Source organism: Pseudomonas sp. FP1742 (assembly GCF_030687145.1).
GTDB lineage: Bacteria > Pseudomonadota > Gammaproteobacteria > Pseudomonadales > Pseudomonadaceae > Aquipseudomonas > Aquipseudomonas frederiksbergensis_D.
This window is the reverse complement of sequence record NZ_CP117460.1, coordinates 524738-541790: the sequence shown is the minus strand read 5'-3', so window position 1 is coordinate 541790 and position 17053 is coordinate 524738. Positions and strand designations below refer to the sequence as shown.

Sequence of the window (17053 nt, the reverse complement as noted above, 5' to 3'; positions counted from 1 at the left end):
GACTGAGAGGACTGATCATGGTTCTGCGCTCGGAAATTCTGGTGAACAAAAACGTGCTCCCGACTAAAGAACAAGCTCTGCCTGGCCGTGAAACCCCGATGACCGTGCCGGAAAAACACTTCGTCCACGACGCCCCGCTGCTGGGCCCATTCGCGATGGACGTGGATTTTGCGATCTTCGGCCTGGGCTGCTTCTGGGGCGCGGAGCGCAAATTCTGGCAGCGTGAAGGCGTGGTCAGTACGGCGGTGGGTTACGCCGGAGGCTTTACGCCGAACCCAACCTATGAAGAAGTCTGCTCGGGCCTTACCGGCCACAGCGAAGTGGTATTGGTGGTCTACGAGCCGGCAAAAGTCAGCTACGAAGCACTGCTGAAGATGTTCTGGGAATTGCACAACCCGACCCAGGGCATGCGCCAGGGTAATGACATCGGCACCCAGTACCGCTCGGTAATCTATGCCACCAACCCGGCTCAACTGGCTGCAGCCAAGCACAGTAAAGAGGTGTTCCAGGCCGAACTGACCAAGGCTGGAAAAGGCGAAATCACCACCGAAATCGAAGAGGCACCGACGTTCTACTTCGCCGAGGCCTATCACCAGCAATACCTGGCCAAGAATCCTGAAGGGTATTGCGGGATTGGCGGTACAGGCGTGACGTGCCCGATCTGATTTTCGGGCCCTGAAAAGCATCGCGGGCAAGCCCGCTCCCACAGGGATTTATGTCGATCACATAACCTGTGGGAGCGGGCTTGCCCGCGAAGGCGTCCGACTAGACGCCACAAATGCAACTGATCAGCTCTCGGCGATCAACCAATCCATCTGCCACCCACCCTGGGTCTGCCCCAACTTCTTGGACAACCACGGCAGCAACTCACGCAATTCTTCCTCCAGCCCCCACGGCGGATTGGCAATCGCCAACCCCGAGCCGTTCAGGCTGTTCGGCGTATCCAGCGGATGCACCAACAACTCCACCCGCAACAACTTCGGCGCGCCCGAACCAGCCAAGTCCTGATAGAAGCGCCGCAACGCCCGCTGATCCTTCACCGGATACCAGATCGCCGCCACCGTCTGGCGCATCCGGCCGATCGCCTCTTTGAGCGACGCAGCACAACGCTGCATCTCATCAAGCTGTTCGAACGGCGGATCAATCAACATCACCGCCCGCTTCTCCGGCACCGGCAACAACGCACGCGGCACATGCCAGCCTTCGCCCAGGTGAACCTTCACCCGACGATCGCCCTTCATGTTGTCCTTGAGCAACAGACCGTCTTCCGGGTGCTTCTCGTTCAACAACACGCGATCCTGCGGCCGGGTCAAACGCCGCGCCAACTCCGGCGACCCCGGGTAATAGCGCAACTGGCCATCCGGGTTCATCTCGTGCAGCACCTTCATGTAATCGGCGGTCAGCGCCGGCAAATCCGGCTGATCCCACAACCGCGCGATGCCTTCCAGGTACTCACCGGTACGACTGGCCTGATCGCCCTGCAGGTCATACAGACCGATGCCGGCGTGAGTGTCGAGATAGGCAAACGGCTGCTCCTTGCGCGACATCAGGGCAATGAGGCGGGTCAAAGTCAGGTGTTTGAACACATCGGCGTGATTGCCGGCATGGAAGGCGTGACGATAATTCATGGCTGCTCCTGCGAAGGCCGGGAAGTTTACCCTGTACCGCGCAGAACGTCAGGGGTTCGCGGCTGAGCGGGCAAGTACAACCCCAATACCGCGCCAATCCATAAACCCTGTGGCGAGGGGGCTTGCCCCCGTTGGGCTGCAAAGCAGCCCCCAAAACCTACGCCACGGTTCAGCCAGACACACCGCAGAATTCGGTTTACGACTGCTGCGCAGCCGAACGGGAGCAAGCTCCCTCGCCACAAAAGCCACTCGACGTTATTCCGAAGGCCGAGCCCGCAACCGCCGCCCAACCACATCCAGCACATCACACCCATCGCGTAATGGAATGGCACAGAGCAAGGCAAAATCACTAAGAATGAAAGATTCGCACTCAACCGAGCCGCGCATGGACATGTTTTCCAGCACCTGAGTAACGGCGCGAATTCGATAGCTGGCAGTGTCAGTCAAGATATCCAGCGGCGCGTGGGTATCGACGAACAGGGTCGGCATGTCGGTGCAGTTGCCGGTTAGGGCCATGAAGCGGTTGGCGGGATGGGGGATTGGTTTTTCGTAGGGTGGATCGGGTGTAAATGTTTTCATTTTTGATAGACCTTGGTGGATAAATTCAAGCTACCAACGGCCTTTCCTACGGGCTTGGGTGGCAGCCGTACGCGAGAGTAGGAAACTGAGGATCCACCAGACTCAGCCACGCCGAAGCGTGTCCCGCGCACAGCCGCCATGAACGATCTTACGGACACGAATTAAGTGCCGCAATCAAACGACAGCGCTGACACGCGGTGAATCTCCAAGGGTTCCTACACCCTGTCACTGTGTTTTGCAGTGACAGCCAAAGATTATCCATGGAGTTCACTCCGCACCAGTTCATGAAAACCGCTACGACTTGAAGGAAACTTCCGACGACCTTGCCCAGAAATTTCGCTGCCTCCTCATGCCCCTCTCTGTCACCAAGTAGATTGGTCTTCAAGGCGGGCCTTATGTAGGTCGTCTTTCCATTCTTCGATTGCCAACTTATATATATCTTCAAAAAAACCACGAGGATCGTCTATCTCTGTTTCATCCCAAGCCATAGACGTATTGGCGTCGTAGTCGCTTTCAAACTGAGTAGAAAAGTCAAAACTTTCCTGCATCAAGGCATCTTCGAGGATTTTAAACATCAAAAATCGGTGTCTATACGGCAGATACTCAAGATTACTTAACACAAACAACTTAATAATTTTTTCTCTATCAGACTTATCATTCGGATTATATACCCACAAAGCCTCGCCAAGGGTTTCCTCACGATCAAAAATAGAAATACCTCCCAACCAATACAACAGTGTCGGCTCGAAAGGAAGATCATACATAGGCCACTTTAACATTTTCACTTATCCTAATCTGGGAATGCAGTATAGGGTTTAACTACACCACCTTGACGAAACCTAACCTCTGAATAATTTAACTCATCTATATATTTCGGGTTTTGTAAATCCTTTTTATTAGGCTTATACCCTCTACCGCCACCCGGCATTTCTCTCCTTACAACGGGATCCCCTGATTGAGTAAAACCCGTGGGAGCTGGAGGCTTTCGACTCATTCTAGAAACAGCATCATTTATTGCATGCATCTGGAGCAACCAGCTTTTAAACTGGGAACTGGGGTTAATCTTCTCCTTTTTGCCTTTCTTTGTTGGGTGACTGCCATCAATAGATCTCTGCTTTAGCGCTTTGCCAGGTATTTCCGGATTATGTTTTGCCACGGTGTGCATGCCGTACTTTTTCTCAAACTCTATGACCCGCCTCTTAGCATTTGCTTCAGCCAACTCATCAATCCGCGCCCTCCGCTGATCACCTGTCAGCTTGGGCAGCGGCGGCTCACCCTCATCAACCCCAACGCCAGTCGTATCATCCGGTGCCCCACACCCCGGCTTATTCGGCGGCGGGCAATTCCCGCTCAACCCCAACGGATCAACCCACCCCGTCGGGTTCGGCGTGTACTGGTACTGGTTCAGCCCACCCGCCAACTTGATCGGATCCGGTGTCAGATACCGACCAACCTCTGGATCATAGTATCGATGCCGGTTGTAGTGCAGACCGCTCTCGGCGTCGAAGTATTGGCCCTGAAACCGTAACGGTTGTTCCAGTTGCTCGCCCCCGCCGAACGCCAGGTGCGTGACTTTTCCGTAGGCGTTGTACTTCGCCGACCAGACGATCTCACCACCAAAATCGGTCAGCTCCAGCGGTGTACCCAGGTGGTCGAGCTGGTAGTAGAAGGGACAAGCCTTACGCGGGCCTTTGCCGTCGAGCATGGCCAGCGGGCGGAAGCTGCCGGGCTCATAGACGTAGCTGCGGTAGTGCTCGCGGCTGCTTTCGGCGACGAGGTTGTCGCCTTGCCAGAAGAACTCGGTGGTTTTGCCGTCGACGGTTTTGCTGATGCGGCGGCCGAAGGCATCGTAGCGGTAGCTTGAGCAACGACCGTCCGGCGTGGTGACGCCGATCAGCCGATGCTGGCAGTCATAGCGGTACTCGGTGACGAGTTTCTGCCCGTTGCCGCGACGTTCACGGATGAGGTTGCCGAAGGCGTCGTAGTCGTAATGCCGGTCGCCTTGCATGAGCAGGCGATTACCGAGCACCTTCGCGGCGCCGGGGCGGTCCTGCATCAGCAGGTTGCTGGCCGGGTCGTGGGCGAAGGTTTCCGGTGGGTCGTCGCGGGTGTGGCGCACGCGGGTCAGGCGGTTGAGTGCGTCGTAGTAATAGCTGCGCTGGCCGTGGCGGCTGTCGGCGATGGTCGCCAGGTTGCCGTTGACGGCGTAGCTGTAGTGGCGCAAGTACAGCGGTTTGGTTGATTGGTTGATCGCGTGGGCCTGCAACCGGCCCTGTTCGTCGTAGTGGTACTGGCTGGTCAGCTGTCCTTGCTGGCGCTGCTGTTCGCGGCCGAAGACGAATTGGTGGCTGGTGAGGCGTGCGCCGTTAAGGTCGATAGCCGTGAGCGCGCCGCCCTTGGCGTGGTGGTAATCGAGTTTGCTGCCGTCCGGCAGGCGCAGGCGGTTGAGCTGGCCGCAGGCGTCGTAGCCATAGCGCAAGGTGCCCCAGCCCTGGTGCTCGGTGATCAGGCGGTCCTGCAGGTCGTACTCGAACTCCAGCGGGCGATCGTGGCCATCGTCGACGCCGGTCAGTCGGCCCAGCGAGTCGTAGCGGTATTCGACCTTAACCCCGTCGGGCAAGGTCTTGACCAACAACCGTCCGGCCGAATCTCGTTGATAGCCCGTAACCAGCTGCGAGCCGTCATCGCCGAATTCGGTTTTCTCCAGCAGATGGCCGTTGAGGTCGTAGACGTAGGCGGTGCGGCGGCCGTCGAAGCCGGTTTCCTGTCGGATCAGGCCGTTGGGCGTGTAGTCCAGCCGATAGTGTTCGCCGGATTCGTTTTCGATTTCCGTGAGCAGCAGCTGCGCGTTGTCGTAGCGGTACTGGAGCTGGGTGCCGTCGGGGTTGATCCGGCGGCTGACCAGATGCAGATCGTCGACGTATTCGTAGCGGGTGACACGGCCCAGTTCGTCGCGTTCGGCGGTGATCTTGCCGTAGGCGTTGTAGCTGAAGGCGCGAGTGGCACCGGTAGGCAACGTCGTCTGGGTCAGTCGGCCAACGGCGTCCCATTGGTACTGAGTGAGCGCACCGTGTTCGTCCTGACGAGTCGTCTGCCGCCCCAGCGCATCGTAGGAAAACGCTCGCTGACCACCGTCCGGCAGTGTTTCCTCGAGCAATTGCCCCAGGGCATTCCAGACGAACACATGCCGACTGGTGTCCGGGTAGCGGATCGACAGCAACTGACCGTAGTCGTCGTAGTGGTAATGGGTGACCTGGCCATCGGGATCGGTGGCTTCGGTGACATCGCCCTGGGCATTGCGCTGGTATTTCCACACCGCCTGGCCGCGATAGCGCGCATGCAGGAAACCGTTGCGATACTCGTAGGCCGTTGGCTCGTCGTCCGGTGGAATCAGCGCCACCAACCGTCCGACTTCGTCGTAGCGGTATTCGGTGACGGCTCCGAGCGGATCCTGCTCGGCGACCAACCGGCCCTGCTCGTCGTAGGCCTTGAGGTGTTCGCCACCATCCAGCTCGACCTTACGCACCAACCGCGCTCGATCATCGTGGACGTAAACCTCTTCACCGCCGTCGATGTTCCGGACCGTGACGCTGCCCTGGTCATCCCAGACATAGCGCGTGTCCATCTGCGCAAACGACGCCCAGTGGCGAATACATCTGGCCGCCTTGCCAGACCGTTCCCACTCCCAGAAGAAACTTGCGCCACCGGCCAGTTGCCGCTGCAAAATTACGTGCTGGTCGTCGTAGTCGTAACGCTCGCTTTCGCCGGCGGCGTTGCTCGCTTCGATCAGTTGATCGCGTTCGTCGTAGTGGTAACTGACTAAGGTTTGTTCGGTGTGCCACGCCTCGGCGAGGGTCTGGGCCGGGCGGAAACACTGATAATCGACAGCGATCAGGTGGGCGCGGTCGTAACGCAACAGCAAGGCACGACCGGCACCGTTGTCGAGGCGCTGGATGCGTTCCTGGCGGTCGCGGGTGATGCGCAGGCGGTTGTCGTAGGCGTCGCTGATCGCCGTCAGTCGACCGTGGTGAAAGTGGTAGAACCGCGCTTCATCGCCGGCCTGGGCGAGGATCAGTTCCTCGGGGTCATCACCGCGATAAATCGCCGCGCGCGATAGGCTGTTGTGGATCGCCGGGCGTTCGCTGCTCGGCAGCGGGAACGTGGTGCGGCGGTTTTCGTGGTCGATCCAGATGACCTGGTCGCCGTCGATTTCCAGCCGATGGGCGAGCGAATGACTCCAGCCAAAACCGAGGCCGACATCGATCTCGGCGGCGCTGGTGCGGTAGAGGCGGGTGAAGTCAAAAGGCAGAATGCCGTCCAGCGAGCCGTCGGTGAGGGTCAGCAGTTCTTCGCCGGTGACCATCGACACCGGGCAGCCGTTTTTGCAGGTAGACGGCACGCACGTGGCGCTGTCGCCGTTGGGGTTTATCGCCTGATCCGGGGAGTCGTCGTGGTGTTCGTCTTTTTTCAGCGTGGTGTTGCGTTTGGCATCCCAGCGCAGTTGCATCCGGCCTTTTTTCAGACCCGCGGCAACACCGCGTGCGGCGACCGCTTTGTACTGGTCGACGTACTGCATGAAGGTGCTGAGGATATTGAAAGTGGCCTCGACGAAGCGCATCGCGAGACTGGCCAACCCCATCCCGTATTTGAGGCCGCGAGCCGTTAAATAGGCTTTGGCGGCGGGTATGCCGACACCTGTGAAAGCCAGTACCGAAGCAATCAGAATATCGATCAGCACCGAGACGATGACTTGGCTGGCCGCCTCTGCCGCGTTGCCGGCGATCTCGCTGGGCGGCAGCATTTCCAGCCAGAGACTGGCAGTACGCAACAGTAAACACAGCGCCGCTTCGTCACTGGCCAGCAGTTGGACTTTTGCCATGACTTGCGGCGCTGTTTCCGCGAGCCTGACCAACTCATCAGCGCCGCTGCCCAAACGCTCAACGAACTTGCGGGGATCCTGAAGAATGTCCGAGAGCAGGCTGAGGCTGTCCCAAACGCCCATGACCGCCGCCCAACTTCCCGCGAGCATGCCGTTACCGGCAGCCGCAAAAGTCGATTGCGACCACAGCGGCTTGAACCCTTCCCACTCACTGCGTAACCAGCCCTCCAAGTCGCTGGAGAGGCCTTTGTAGGAATCAAAAAGTTCGTTGATCTTCGAGGGCGCAACTTCACCCTGGACATGAACGCGATAGAACTTTCCCGGTGTGCCTTCGAACTGCCCTTTACCGTTTTCATCGAGCAAGACCGGTGTGCTTTCACCGCCATCAACGGCAATCACATCGACCGAAATATTTCCCAACGGGATGTCATAAACCGATTCGAACTTGCTCTCGATCTGCAGAGTCCCGCCGTCCGGACACTGCGCGATACCGGACAGAAAATCATCGTCACGACTACTCACCGCTGTAGTCGTAGTGCCGAGTTTTATCACCCGTTCCATGTCCAACAGCGAAGGCACGTCCATCGCCCGGCTGACCCTGTCCGCATTCCGGCTCAAGAAGTTGCCAAGCTGTTGGCGATACAAACTCAAGGTGTCTTTGAAACCGTCGAGCTCCTGCTCGATCCGTACGATCTGATCCATCAGTCCAGCTCCGTCATCAGGTAATCCACCAACGCTGATTTCGGCGCTTGAGGCAGGTCGGGCGTCTCAAGAAAACTCGCGACTTTGTGCCGCAACACGCTTTCGGAGAACGCCTCATAAAGATCAGGGCGGTCCTCGCTCAACCACTTCAGCAAGTTGTTGATGTGAGTTGTTGCAGACTCCGTGGCGAGGTGTTTGAGCAGTGACTCGGAAACTTCCCACCAGGGGAAAACCCTGGCGGTTTTCAGCGCGCTGCCACCAATATCCAGCGGCTGGCCATTGATCAGGCAGCGCCCGATCACCGGCATCAGTTGCGCAGCATTGACCTCGGCAGACTGCAGAATCGGCAGCAAATAGCGCCCATCCCAATAGCGGAAAAACACCGCGTTACCGTTGGGCAGCAGAACTTGTGTAAGGCTGCGCAAATGCTCGAGCAGCGCTTCTTGAGTGGCGCAAGACACCGCCAGCCAACCCCAATCGCGGGACTCAGTGGCGGCGATCCAGTCCAGAAACTCACTGTCAGCGGTGACGATTCCGACATAGGGCATCACCGCTTCCCACTCGGCATAGGCAGTGCCGGCCCAGATCGGGCTCGGCGCTTGTGCGGTGATCGAGCGTTGCCAGGTTTTGAACGGTTCAGCGGCACTGGCGCTGCTGAAAATCGCGAACAGTTGCTCCGACGGTTGCAGTGGCTGGCGCTCCAGCCAGGCGTGAGGCGACAAAACATCAGGCAGCACAGACACCGCCCTTGCAGCGCTCGCATTCTTCGCAGAACGGCGCATCGCTTTGCAGGCTGAGAATCTGCGCGGCACTGAGCAGCGCCGCCGGGGCTGCTGCAAGTTTCAACGGCACATCCGGCAAGCTCGGCGCAGAGGCCATGGCCGCCATCGGAGCACCACCGACCTGAATCGGCACGCTGCTGAAAATCCCGCCGGGGCCGATGTTGATCCACTGCCCGCCCGCCTGAATGGTCGCGCTGGCGCCGCCGTCGATGACCACTTGCTGGCCGGCGCTGACGTGGAATTGCTGACTGGCATTGAGGGCTTGATTGCTCACACGAATGTGCCGGTCGCCGACCACCACCAGGTGATCGTCCAACCGTACTTCGGTCTGGCGCTGGCCGTGGGTGATGCGTTTTTCGTCAGCCTTCAGCTCATGGCGGGCAGTGCCGGTGACGACGATGCTGCGCTGGTTATCAACCTGCACCTGTTGATCGTTGAGGACGTGCTGAGTCCAGTTGCGCTGGGCGCGCAGGTAGATTTCCTCGGCGCCCTTGCGATCCTCGATGCGCAACTCGTTGTAACCGCCGCCACCGGGACTGCTTTGGCTGCGGAAAATGCTGCGGGTCTGGTCCGCCGGCAGATCGAGGGGCACTGGAGTCGCGGCGTTGGGCAGGCACCCCATCACCAGCGGCTTGTCGGCATCGGCATCGATAAACCCCACCAACACTTCCATGCCGACGCGGGGAATCAGCATGCTGCCATAACGGTCATGGGCCCAGCCGGAAGCGACGCGCAGCCAGCAACTGGAGTGTTCGTTGAGCTGACCGTCACGGTCCCAGGCGAGTTGAACCCGGCCGTACTCGTCGCAATGGATTTCGCTGTCAGCCGGGCCGGTGACCACGGCGGGTTGATAGCCGAGCATCCGTGGTTTTTCCGGCCCCAGCGGCGGGCGAAAGGAAACGTCCCACGGCGTCGCCAGAAAGGTATTGCGATAGCCCTGGAAATCATCCGGGCTGTCGCTGGTGGCCGACTCTTCCAGCACTTGCGGCTGACGGCCGCGGTGTTCGATTTCGGTGATCAACCACAAGTCATTCCACGCCTGACGCGGGTGTTCGGCCAGGTGTAGGAAATGCCCGCTGACCAAAGCGGATTCATCGCCGCGACCTTCGGCCTGACGGTAATCCGCGCCGTGCCGCTCCAGCGCTCGCTGAGTCAGGTGTTTGCCGTGTTCACGGTCGGTGAAGTGGCCGGGAAAGTGGTAGTCCTCCAGCACTGGCCGCTGTTCGCTGTCGAGGCGGCTTTCGAGTTGCAAGCGCGGCTTCTTGAAGTCGTAGTCGCGGCGGGTGACTGCGGTGGTGCGGGTTTCCAGCCGTACATTGAAACGCTTGATGGCCGGTGCATCCGCAGCCATCCCGCTGCCCGGCAGGTACAGCGTCGGCTCGGGCAGACGTGGGAAAACCGTCTGATCATCGCCGAATACCAGCAGGTGCCCGTCGGGGCTGTGCTGGAAGTGGTAGTGAATGCCGACCTCGGCACACAGTCGCTGGATGAACGCCAGATCGCTTTCAGCGTATTGCACGCAGTACTCGCGATCGGGGTAGTCGCTGCCGAGCCGGAACTCGAAGGCGTCGCGCTGGATGCCGTGGTCCTTGAGGATTTGCGCAACGATCGTCGGCACGCTTTTGTGCTGGAAGATCCGCTGATTGATACGTCGCCCAAGATATGTCAGGCGCGGTACGAGACTGATCTGGTAGCCCGTCAGACGGTGCCCGGAATCGCTCTGGCCAACGCGAAAAACCTGACCATGAATACCGGAGCCTTGCGTATCGAAACTCAGAAACGCCTGACGATGCAGCAGGCTTTCGAGCTCTAGATCAGGCCGTTCGCTGACCAGTTCCAGGTCAAAACGGTAGGGTTGGCTGATGGCTTCCTTGCCCGTGAACTCAAGCACCTTGAGCTCATTCTGGACGCCGTCGAGGGTCAACGTGAAACGCGGTTGATTGGCAGGCGCGAACATCCGATGTGTCTCTGCAGAATGAAGGCGGGCGATTCTGCATGAGCGACAAGGGGTGTTGATGGAGGGACAAGGAAATCAGATTTTCCCTACTTTTTTAGGGATTTTTCCTTCACAAGTTGAGATATAGAACTACAGACATTCCTGTCAGAAGCACCGCCGAACAATGTGGGAGCGGGCTTGCTCGCGAATGCGGTGTGTCAGTCGACATCAACGCCGCCTGTCACACTGCATTCGCGAGCAAGCCCGCTCCCACAGTGGAATTTCGAGGCTTCACGCCTTGCGCCAAAAGAAAACCGCAAAAAAAAACGGCCCGCCTCCAAAAGGAAGCGGGCCGTTTTCATGTTCGGCGAAAAGTCAGAGCCTCAGCTCATCCCCCTCACTGGTTCAGGCGGAAATCCTTCTCGGCCGCGGCGAAGCGCGAAAGCATGCCGCTGGTCGGCGTGCCCATTTTGCTGACGATGTAGATCGCCAGGCTGGCGAAGATGAAACCAGGGATGATTTCGTACAGGCCCAGCAGCTCGAAGTGTTTCCAGACGATCACAGTGATCGCGCCGACCAGGATGCCGGCCAGCGCGCCGTTACGGGTCATGTTTTTCCAGATCACGGAGATCAGGACAACCGGACCGAACGCAGCACCGAAACCTGCCCAGGCGTAGCTGACCAGACCCAGTACGCGGTTATTCGGGTTAGCCGCCAGAGCGATAGCGATCAGGGCTACCAGCAGCACCATGGCGCGGCCGACCCAGACCAATTCAACCTGGGAAGCGGTTTTACGCAGGAAGGTTTTGTAGAAGTCTTCGGTCAGGGCGCTCGAGCACACCAGCAGTTGGCAGCTCAGGGTACTCATCACCGCCGCCAGAATGGCCGACAACAACACACCGGCAACCCACGGGTTGAACAGGATTTTCGCCAGTTCGATGAACACACGCTCGTGGTTCTCGCTCACCGGCATGGCCACGGCGGGGTTTGCCGAGAAGTAAGCAATGCCGAAGAAACCTACAGCGACGGTGCCGCCCAGGCACAGGATCATCCAGGTCATGGAGATGCGACGGGCGTTGGCGATCGACTTGACCGAATCCGCCGCCATGAAACGCGCCAGGATGTGCGGCTGGCCGAAGTAGCCCAGGCCCCAGCCCATCAGCGAAATCACGCCGATGAAGGTGGTGTTTTTCAGCATGTCGAAGTTGCTTGGGTCTTGCGCTTCAATGGCCAGGAACGTGGTGTCGATGCCGCCAGTGGCCAATAGCACGATGATCGGCGTCAGCAACAGGGCGAAGATCATCAACGTGGCTTGTACGGTGTCGGTCCAGCTCACTGCCAGGAAACCACCAACGAAGGTGTAGGCAATCGTCGCCGCGGCACCGGCCCACAGCGCGGTCTCGTAGGACATGCCGAAGGTGCTTTCGAACAGACGGGCACCGGCCACGATGCCGGAAGCGCAGTAGATGGTGAAGAACACCAGGATCACGACCGCGGAGATGATCCGCAGCAGGCCGCTTTTATCTTCGAAACGGCTGGAGAAGTAGTCCGGCAGGGTCAGCGCATCGCCGTTGTGCTCGGTCTGCACGCGCAGACGACCGGCGACGAACAGCCAGTTCAGGTAAGCACCGATGATCAGGCCGATGGCGATCCAGCTTTCGGAAAGACCGGACATGTAGATAGCGCCCGGCAGGCCCATCAACAACCAGCCGCTCATGTCGGAAGCACCGGCAGAGAGTGCGGTCACGACACTGCCCAGGCTGCGACCGCCCAGAATATAGTCAGAAAGGTTGTTGGTGGAGCGATAGGCCATGAAGCCGATCAGCACCATTGCTGCGATGTAGATCACGAACGTGATCAGGGTTGGATTGCTTACGCTCATTGAGTTACGCCCTGGCATTGTTTTTATGTAGCGGCGGCTGGTGAACCGCTGGCAAACGACGACGTTTGACTGACGATTCGGGGTCCCGCGCATTTATGACTGATGTTTCCCCAGGAAAGCCATCAGCCGGTGCACCGATCTTTTTGACCCGGTTGCACCTTGGCCGCGAATGCTATTCAACAAAGCAAATAAGGTGCAACCAGTTTCGTGCGAATAAGTTGCACCTAGTCGGATTTTCTCGAAATGAGTCGGTTTTTGCTCCTTTTTAGGGCGTTTTTCTGGTTGCGCTAGAAGCAAAAGCACCAAGCAGGCGCGGGATGGATGTACCAGAATTTATTTCCTGACGAGCTGCTTATTATTCCGACAAAAAAAGGGTTGCACCCGGTTGCACCTCGACCAGAGCACGGCTAATCTTGCCGCCAGCTGATGCCACGCGGTCGTGGCAAACATGAGGATAAAAATATGGCTACCACCACCCTTGGGGTCAAACTTGACGACCCGACCCGCGAACGCCTCAAGGCCGCCGCGACCTCGATTGATCGCACGCCGCACTGGCTGATCAAGCAGGCAATTTTCAATTACCTGGAAAAACTCGAGGGTGGTGCAACCCTGTCCGAGCTGAATGGTTTGAACGGCAAGGAAGTTGACGAGGCCGGCGAGGTCCACGTCGATCACGCACACCAGTGCTTCCTGGAATTCGCCGAAAGCATCCTGCCGCAATCGGTACTGCGCGCTTCGATCACCGCCGCCTACCGTCGCCCGGAACCCGAAGTGGTGCCGATGCTGATCGAGCAGGCGCGCCTGCCGGCACCGATGTGCGACGCCACCAACAAGCTCGCCGCCTCGATTGCCGAGAAACTGCGCAATCAGAAGAGCGCCGGCGGCCGTGCCGGGATTGTTCAGGGCCTGTTGCAGGAATTTTCCCTGTCGTCCCAGGAAGGCGTGGCGCTGATGTGCCTGGCCGAAGCGTTGCTGCGCATCCCGGACAAAGGCACCCGCGACGCGCTGATCCGCGACAAGATCAGCACCGGCAACTGGCAGCCGCACCTGGGCAACAGCCCGTCGCTGTTCGTCAACGCCGCCACCTGGGGCTTGCTGCTGACCGGCAAACTGGTCGCCACCCACAACGAAGCGGGCCTGACCTCGTCCCTGAGCCGCATCATCGGCAAGAGCGGCGAGCCGATGATCCGCAAGGGCGTCGACATGGCCATGCGCCTGATGGGCGAGCAGTTCGTCACCGGCGAAACCATCGCCGAAGCCTTGGCCAACGCCAGCAAGTTCGAAGCCAAAGGCTTCCGCTATTCCTACGACATGCTGGGTGAAGCCGCACTCACCGAACATGACGCCCAGAAGTACCTGGCCTCGTACGAACAAGCCATCCACTCGATCGGCAAAGCCTCTCACGGTCGCGGGATTTATGAAGGCCCGGGCATTTCGATCAAGCTGTCCGCCCTGCACCCGCGTTACAGCCGCGCCCAGTACGAGCGCGTGATGGACGAGCTGTACCCGCGCCTGCTGTCGCTGACCCTGCTGGCCAAGCAATACGACATCGGCCTGAACATCGACGCCGAAGAAGCCGACCGCCTCGAGCTGTCGCTGGATCTGCTGGAGCGCCTGTGCTTCGAGCCACAGCTGACCGGCTGGAACGGTATCGGTTTCGTGATCCAGGCTTATCAGAAGCGTTGCCCTTATGTGATCGACTACGTGATCGACCTGGCACGCCGCAGTCGTCATCGCCTGATGATCCGTCTGGTGAAAGGCGCGTACTGGGACAGCGAGATCAAGCGCGCCCAGGTCGAAGGCCTGGAAGGCTATCCGGTGTACACCCGCAAGGTGTACACCGACGTGTCCTACATCGCGTGTGCCCGCAAACTGCTGTCGGTGCCGGAAGCCATCTACCCGCAGTTCGCCACCCACAACGCCCACACGCTGTCGGCCATTTACCACATCGCTGGCCAGAACTATTACCCCGGTCAGTACGAGTTCCAGTGCCTGCACGGCATGGGCGAACCGCTGTACGAACAGGTTGTGGGTAAAGTGTCCGAAGGCAAGCTGAACCGTCCGTGCCGCGTGTACGCACCGGTCGGCACCCACGAAACACTGCTGGCGTACCTGGTGCGTCGCCTGCTGGAAAACGGCGCGAATACTTCGTTCGTCAACCGTATCGCAGACCAGTCGATTTCGATTCAGGAGCTGGTGGCCGATCCAGTGGCCAGCATCGAGCAGATGGCCACGCTGGAAGGCGGTTTCGGCCTGCCGCACCCGCGTATCCCGCTACCGCGTGATCTTTATGGTGCCGAGCGCGCCAACTCCAGCGGCATCGACATGGCCAACGAACATCGTCTGGCTTCGCTGTCCTGCGCGCTGCTGGCCACCGCTCATAACAACTGGAAAGCCGCGCCGATGCTCGGTTGCGCCTCCAGCAGCGAAACCCCTGCGCCGGTGCTGAACCCGTCGGATCTGCGCGACGTGGTCGGCCATGTGCAGGAAGCCACCGTCGAAGACGTCGACAACGCGATCCAGTGCGCACTGAATGCCGCGCCGATCTGGCAAGCCACGCCGCCGGCCGAACGCGCGGCGATTCTGGAACGTGCCGCCGATTTGATGGAAGGCGAGATCCAGCCGTTGATGGGCCTGCTGGCGCGCGAAGCCGGCAAGACCTTCGCCAACGCCATCGCCGAAGTGCGTGAAGCCGTGGACTTCCTGCGTTATTACGCAGTGCAGGCCCGCAACGACTTCACCAACGACGCCCACCGCCCATTGGGCCCGGTGGTGTGCATCAGCCCGTGGAACTTCCCGCTGGCAATCTTCAGTGGTCAGGTCGCTGCGGCCTTGGCCGCCGGCAACCCGGTACTGGCCAAACCTGCGGAACAAACCCCGCTGGTGGCGGCTCAAGCCGTGCGCCTGCTGCTCGAAGCCGGAATTCCGGAGGGCGTGCTGCAACTGCTGCCGGGCCGTGGCGAAACCGTCGGTGCCCGTCTGGTCGGCGACGATCGGGTCAAAGGCGTGATGTTCACCGGCTCCACCGAAGTCGCGCGCCTGCTGCAACGCAACGTCGCCGGTCGCCTGGACGCCCAGGGCCGTCCGATTCCGCTGATCGCCGAAACCGGCGGCCAGAACGCGATGATCGTCGACTCTTCGGCACTGACCGAACAGGTGGTGATCGACGTGGTGTCGTCGGCCTTCGACAGCGCCGGTCAACGTTGCTCGGCACTGCGGGTGCTGTGCTTGCAGGAGGATTCCGCCGACCGTGTCATCGAAATGCTCAAGGGCGCCATGGCGGAATGCCGTCTCGGTAACCCGGAGCGTCTGTCCGTGGACATTGGCCCGGTGATCGACGCCGAAGCCAAGTCCGGCATCGAGAAGCACATCCAGGCCATGCGCGACAAAGGTCGCAACGTGTACCAAGTGGCGATCGCCAACAGCGAAGAAGTCAAACGCGGCACCTTCGTGATGCCGACCCTGATCGAACTGGAAAGCTTCGACGAGCTGCAACGGGAGATCTTCGGCCCGGTGCTGCACGTGGTGCGCTACAAGCGCAAAGACATCGACCAACTGATCGGCCAGATCAACGCATCCGGCTACGGCCTGACCCTCGGCGTGCACACGCGCATCGACGAGACCATCGCCAAGGTGATCGACAACGTCAACGCCGGTAACGTCTACGTCAACCGCAACATCGTCGGTGCCGTGGTCGGCGTGCAACCGTTCGGCGGCGAAGGCCTGTCGGGCACCGGTCCGAAAGCCGGTGGTCCGCTGTACCTGTACCGCTTGCTGTCGACACGTCCTACCAATGCGATCGAACAATCCTTCGCTCGCGGCGACGCCATCGCCGCACCGGACGTACGTCTGCGTGACGCCATGAGCAAACCGCTGACCGCGCTGCAAGCCTGGGCCGACAGCAACAAGCTCGCGGACCTGAGCGCCCTGTGCGTGCAGTTCGCGGCGCAATCGCAAAGCGGGATCACCCGCGTGCTGGCCGGCCCGACCGGCGAGCGCAACAGCTACGCCATCCTCCCGCGCGAACACGTACTGTGCCTGGCGGACGTCGAAGGCGATCTGCTGACTCAACTGGCGGCGGTATTGGCCGTCGGCGGCTCGGCGGTGTGGCCGGACGCGGAACCGGGCAAGGCCTTGTTCGCACGTCTGCCGAAGGAAGTGCAGGCGCGAATCAAACGGGTGGCCGACTGGACCAAGGACGAAGTGGTGCTCGATGCGGTTCTGCATCATGGCCATTCCGACCAGTTACGTGCGGTGTGCCAGCAAGTGGCCAAGCGTGCCGGGGCGATTGTTGGGGTTCAGGGGTTGTCCCAGGGTGAAACCAACATTGCGCTGGAGCGTTTGGTGATCGAGCGTGCGTTGAGCGTGAACACCGCTGCGGCGGGTGGTAACGCCAGCTTGATGACGATCGGTTAAACCGCTTCAAACCCAGGCACCCGCAATAGGTGCCTGGTTTGCACAATCCCTGTGGGAGCGGGCTTGCTCGCGAAAGCGGTGTGTCATCCAACATAGATGTTGAATGTGCAGGCCTCTTCGCGAGCAAGCCCGCTCCCACAGTTGCTTGTATCGCCTGCTAAGCCGCCGCGCTGCTCCACCATCACCCTCATCAATCATCCTGTTCAACCTCTATTCCCCCACCTAGACTCGGTCCATCCCAAATAAAGG

9 protein-coding genes are annotated in these 17053 nt (G+C 59.8%); 2 read left to right on the top strand and 7 right to left on the bottom strand.

Annotated elements, in window-relative coordinates; all coding sequences use genetic code 11:
* The first annotated feature begins 17 nt into the window (after positions 1-17).
* On the top strand, positions 18-665 hold the full coding sequence (gene msrA, locus PSH64_RS02385; RefSeq protein WP_305479817.1) for a peptide-methionine (S)-S-oxide reductase MsrA: 648 nt from the start codon (positions 18-20) through the stop codon (positions 663-665).
* 123 nt (positions 666-788) lie between these two features.
* Here the strand turns inward: msrA and PSH64_RS02380 are convergent, their stop codons facing one another.
* The 7 genes from PSH64_RS02380 to putP form a co-directional block, all read right to left on the bottom strand.
* Positions 789-1628, bottom strand: a complete 840-nt coding sequence (locus PSH64_RS02380) for a 23S rRNA (adenine(2030)-N(6))-methyltransferase RlmJ (RefSeq protein WP_105340538.1) — start codon at positions 1626-1628, stop codon at positions 789-791.
* 255 nt (positions 1629-1883) lie between these two features.
* On the bottom strand, positions 1884-2207 hold the full coding sequence (locus tag PSH64_RS02375; protein ID WP_305479816.1) for a hypothetical protein: 324 nt from the start codon (positions 2205-2207) through the stop codon (positions 1884-1886).
* 362 nt (positions 2208-2569) lie between these two features.
* Positions 2570-2986, bottom strand: coding sequence for a hypothetical protein (locus PSH64_RS02370; RefSeq protein WP_305479815.1), 417 nt, complete (start codon positions 2984-2986; stop codon positions 2570-2572).
* 11 nt (positions 2987-2997) lie between these two features.
* Positions 2998-7788, bottom strand: coding sequence for an RHS repeat-associated core domain-containing protein (locus tag PSH64_RS02365; protein WP_305479814.1), 4791 nt, complete (start codon positions 7786-7788; stop codon positions 2998-3000).
* Positions 7788-8525 (bottom strand): DUF4123 domain-containing protein, encoded by a 738-nt coding sequence (locus PSH64_RS02360; protein ID WP_105340542.1) that lies wholly within the window; start codon positions 8523-8525, stop codon positions 7788-7790. Before PSH64_RS02360 ends, PSH64_RS02365 begins: the two co-directional genes overlap by 1 nt.
* Entirely contained in the window at positions 8515-10527 is a 2013-nt protein-coding gene (locus PSH64_RS02355) for a type VI secretion system tip protein VgrG (RefSeq protein ID WP_305479813.1), read from the bottom strand. Before PSH64_RS02355 ends, PSH64_RS02360 begins: the two co-directional genes overlap by 11 nt.
* 376 nt (positions 10528-10903) lie before the next feature.
* Positions 10904-12388 (bottom strand): sodium/proline symporter PutP, encoded by a 1485-nt coding sequence (gene putP, locus PSH64_RS02350; protein ID WP_105340544.1) that lies wholly within the window; start codon positions 12386-12388, stop codon positions 10904-10906.
* A gap of 462 nt (positions 12389-12850) precedes the next feature.
* Here putP and putA point away from each other — a divergent pair, with 462 nt between their 5' ends.
* Positions 12851-16804 (top strand): trifunctional transcriptional regulator/proline dehydrogenase/L-glutamate gamma-semialdehyde dehydrogenase, encoded by a 3954-nt coding sequence (putA, locus tag PSH64_RS02345; protein ID WP_305479812.1) that lies wholly within the window; start codon positions 12851-12853, stop codon positions 16802-16804.
* Positions 16805-17053: the final 249 nt, after the last annotated feature.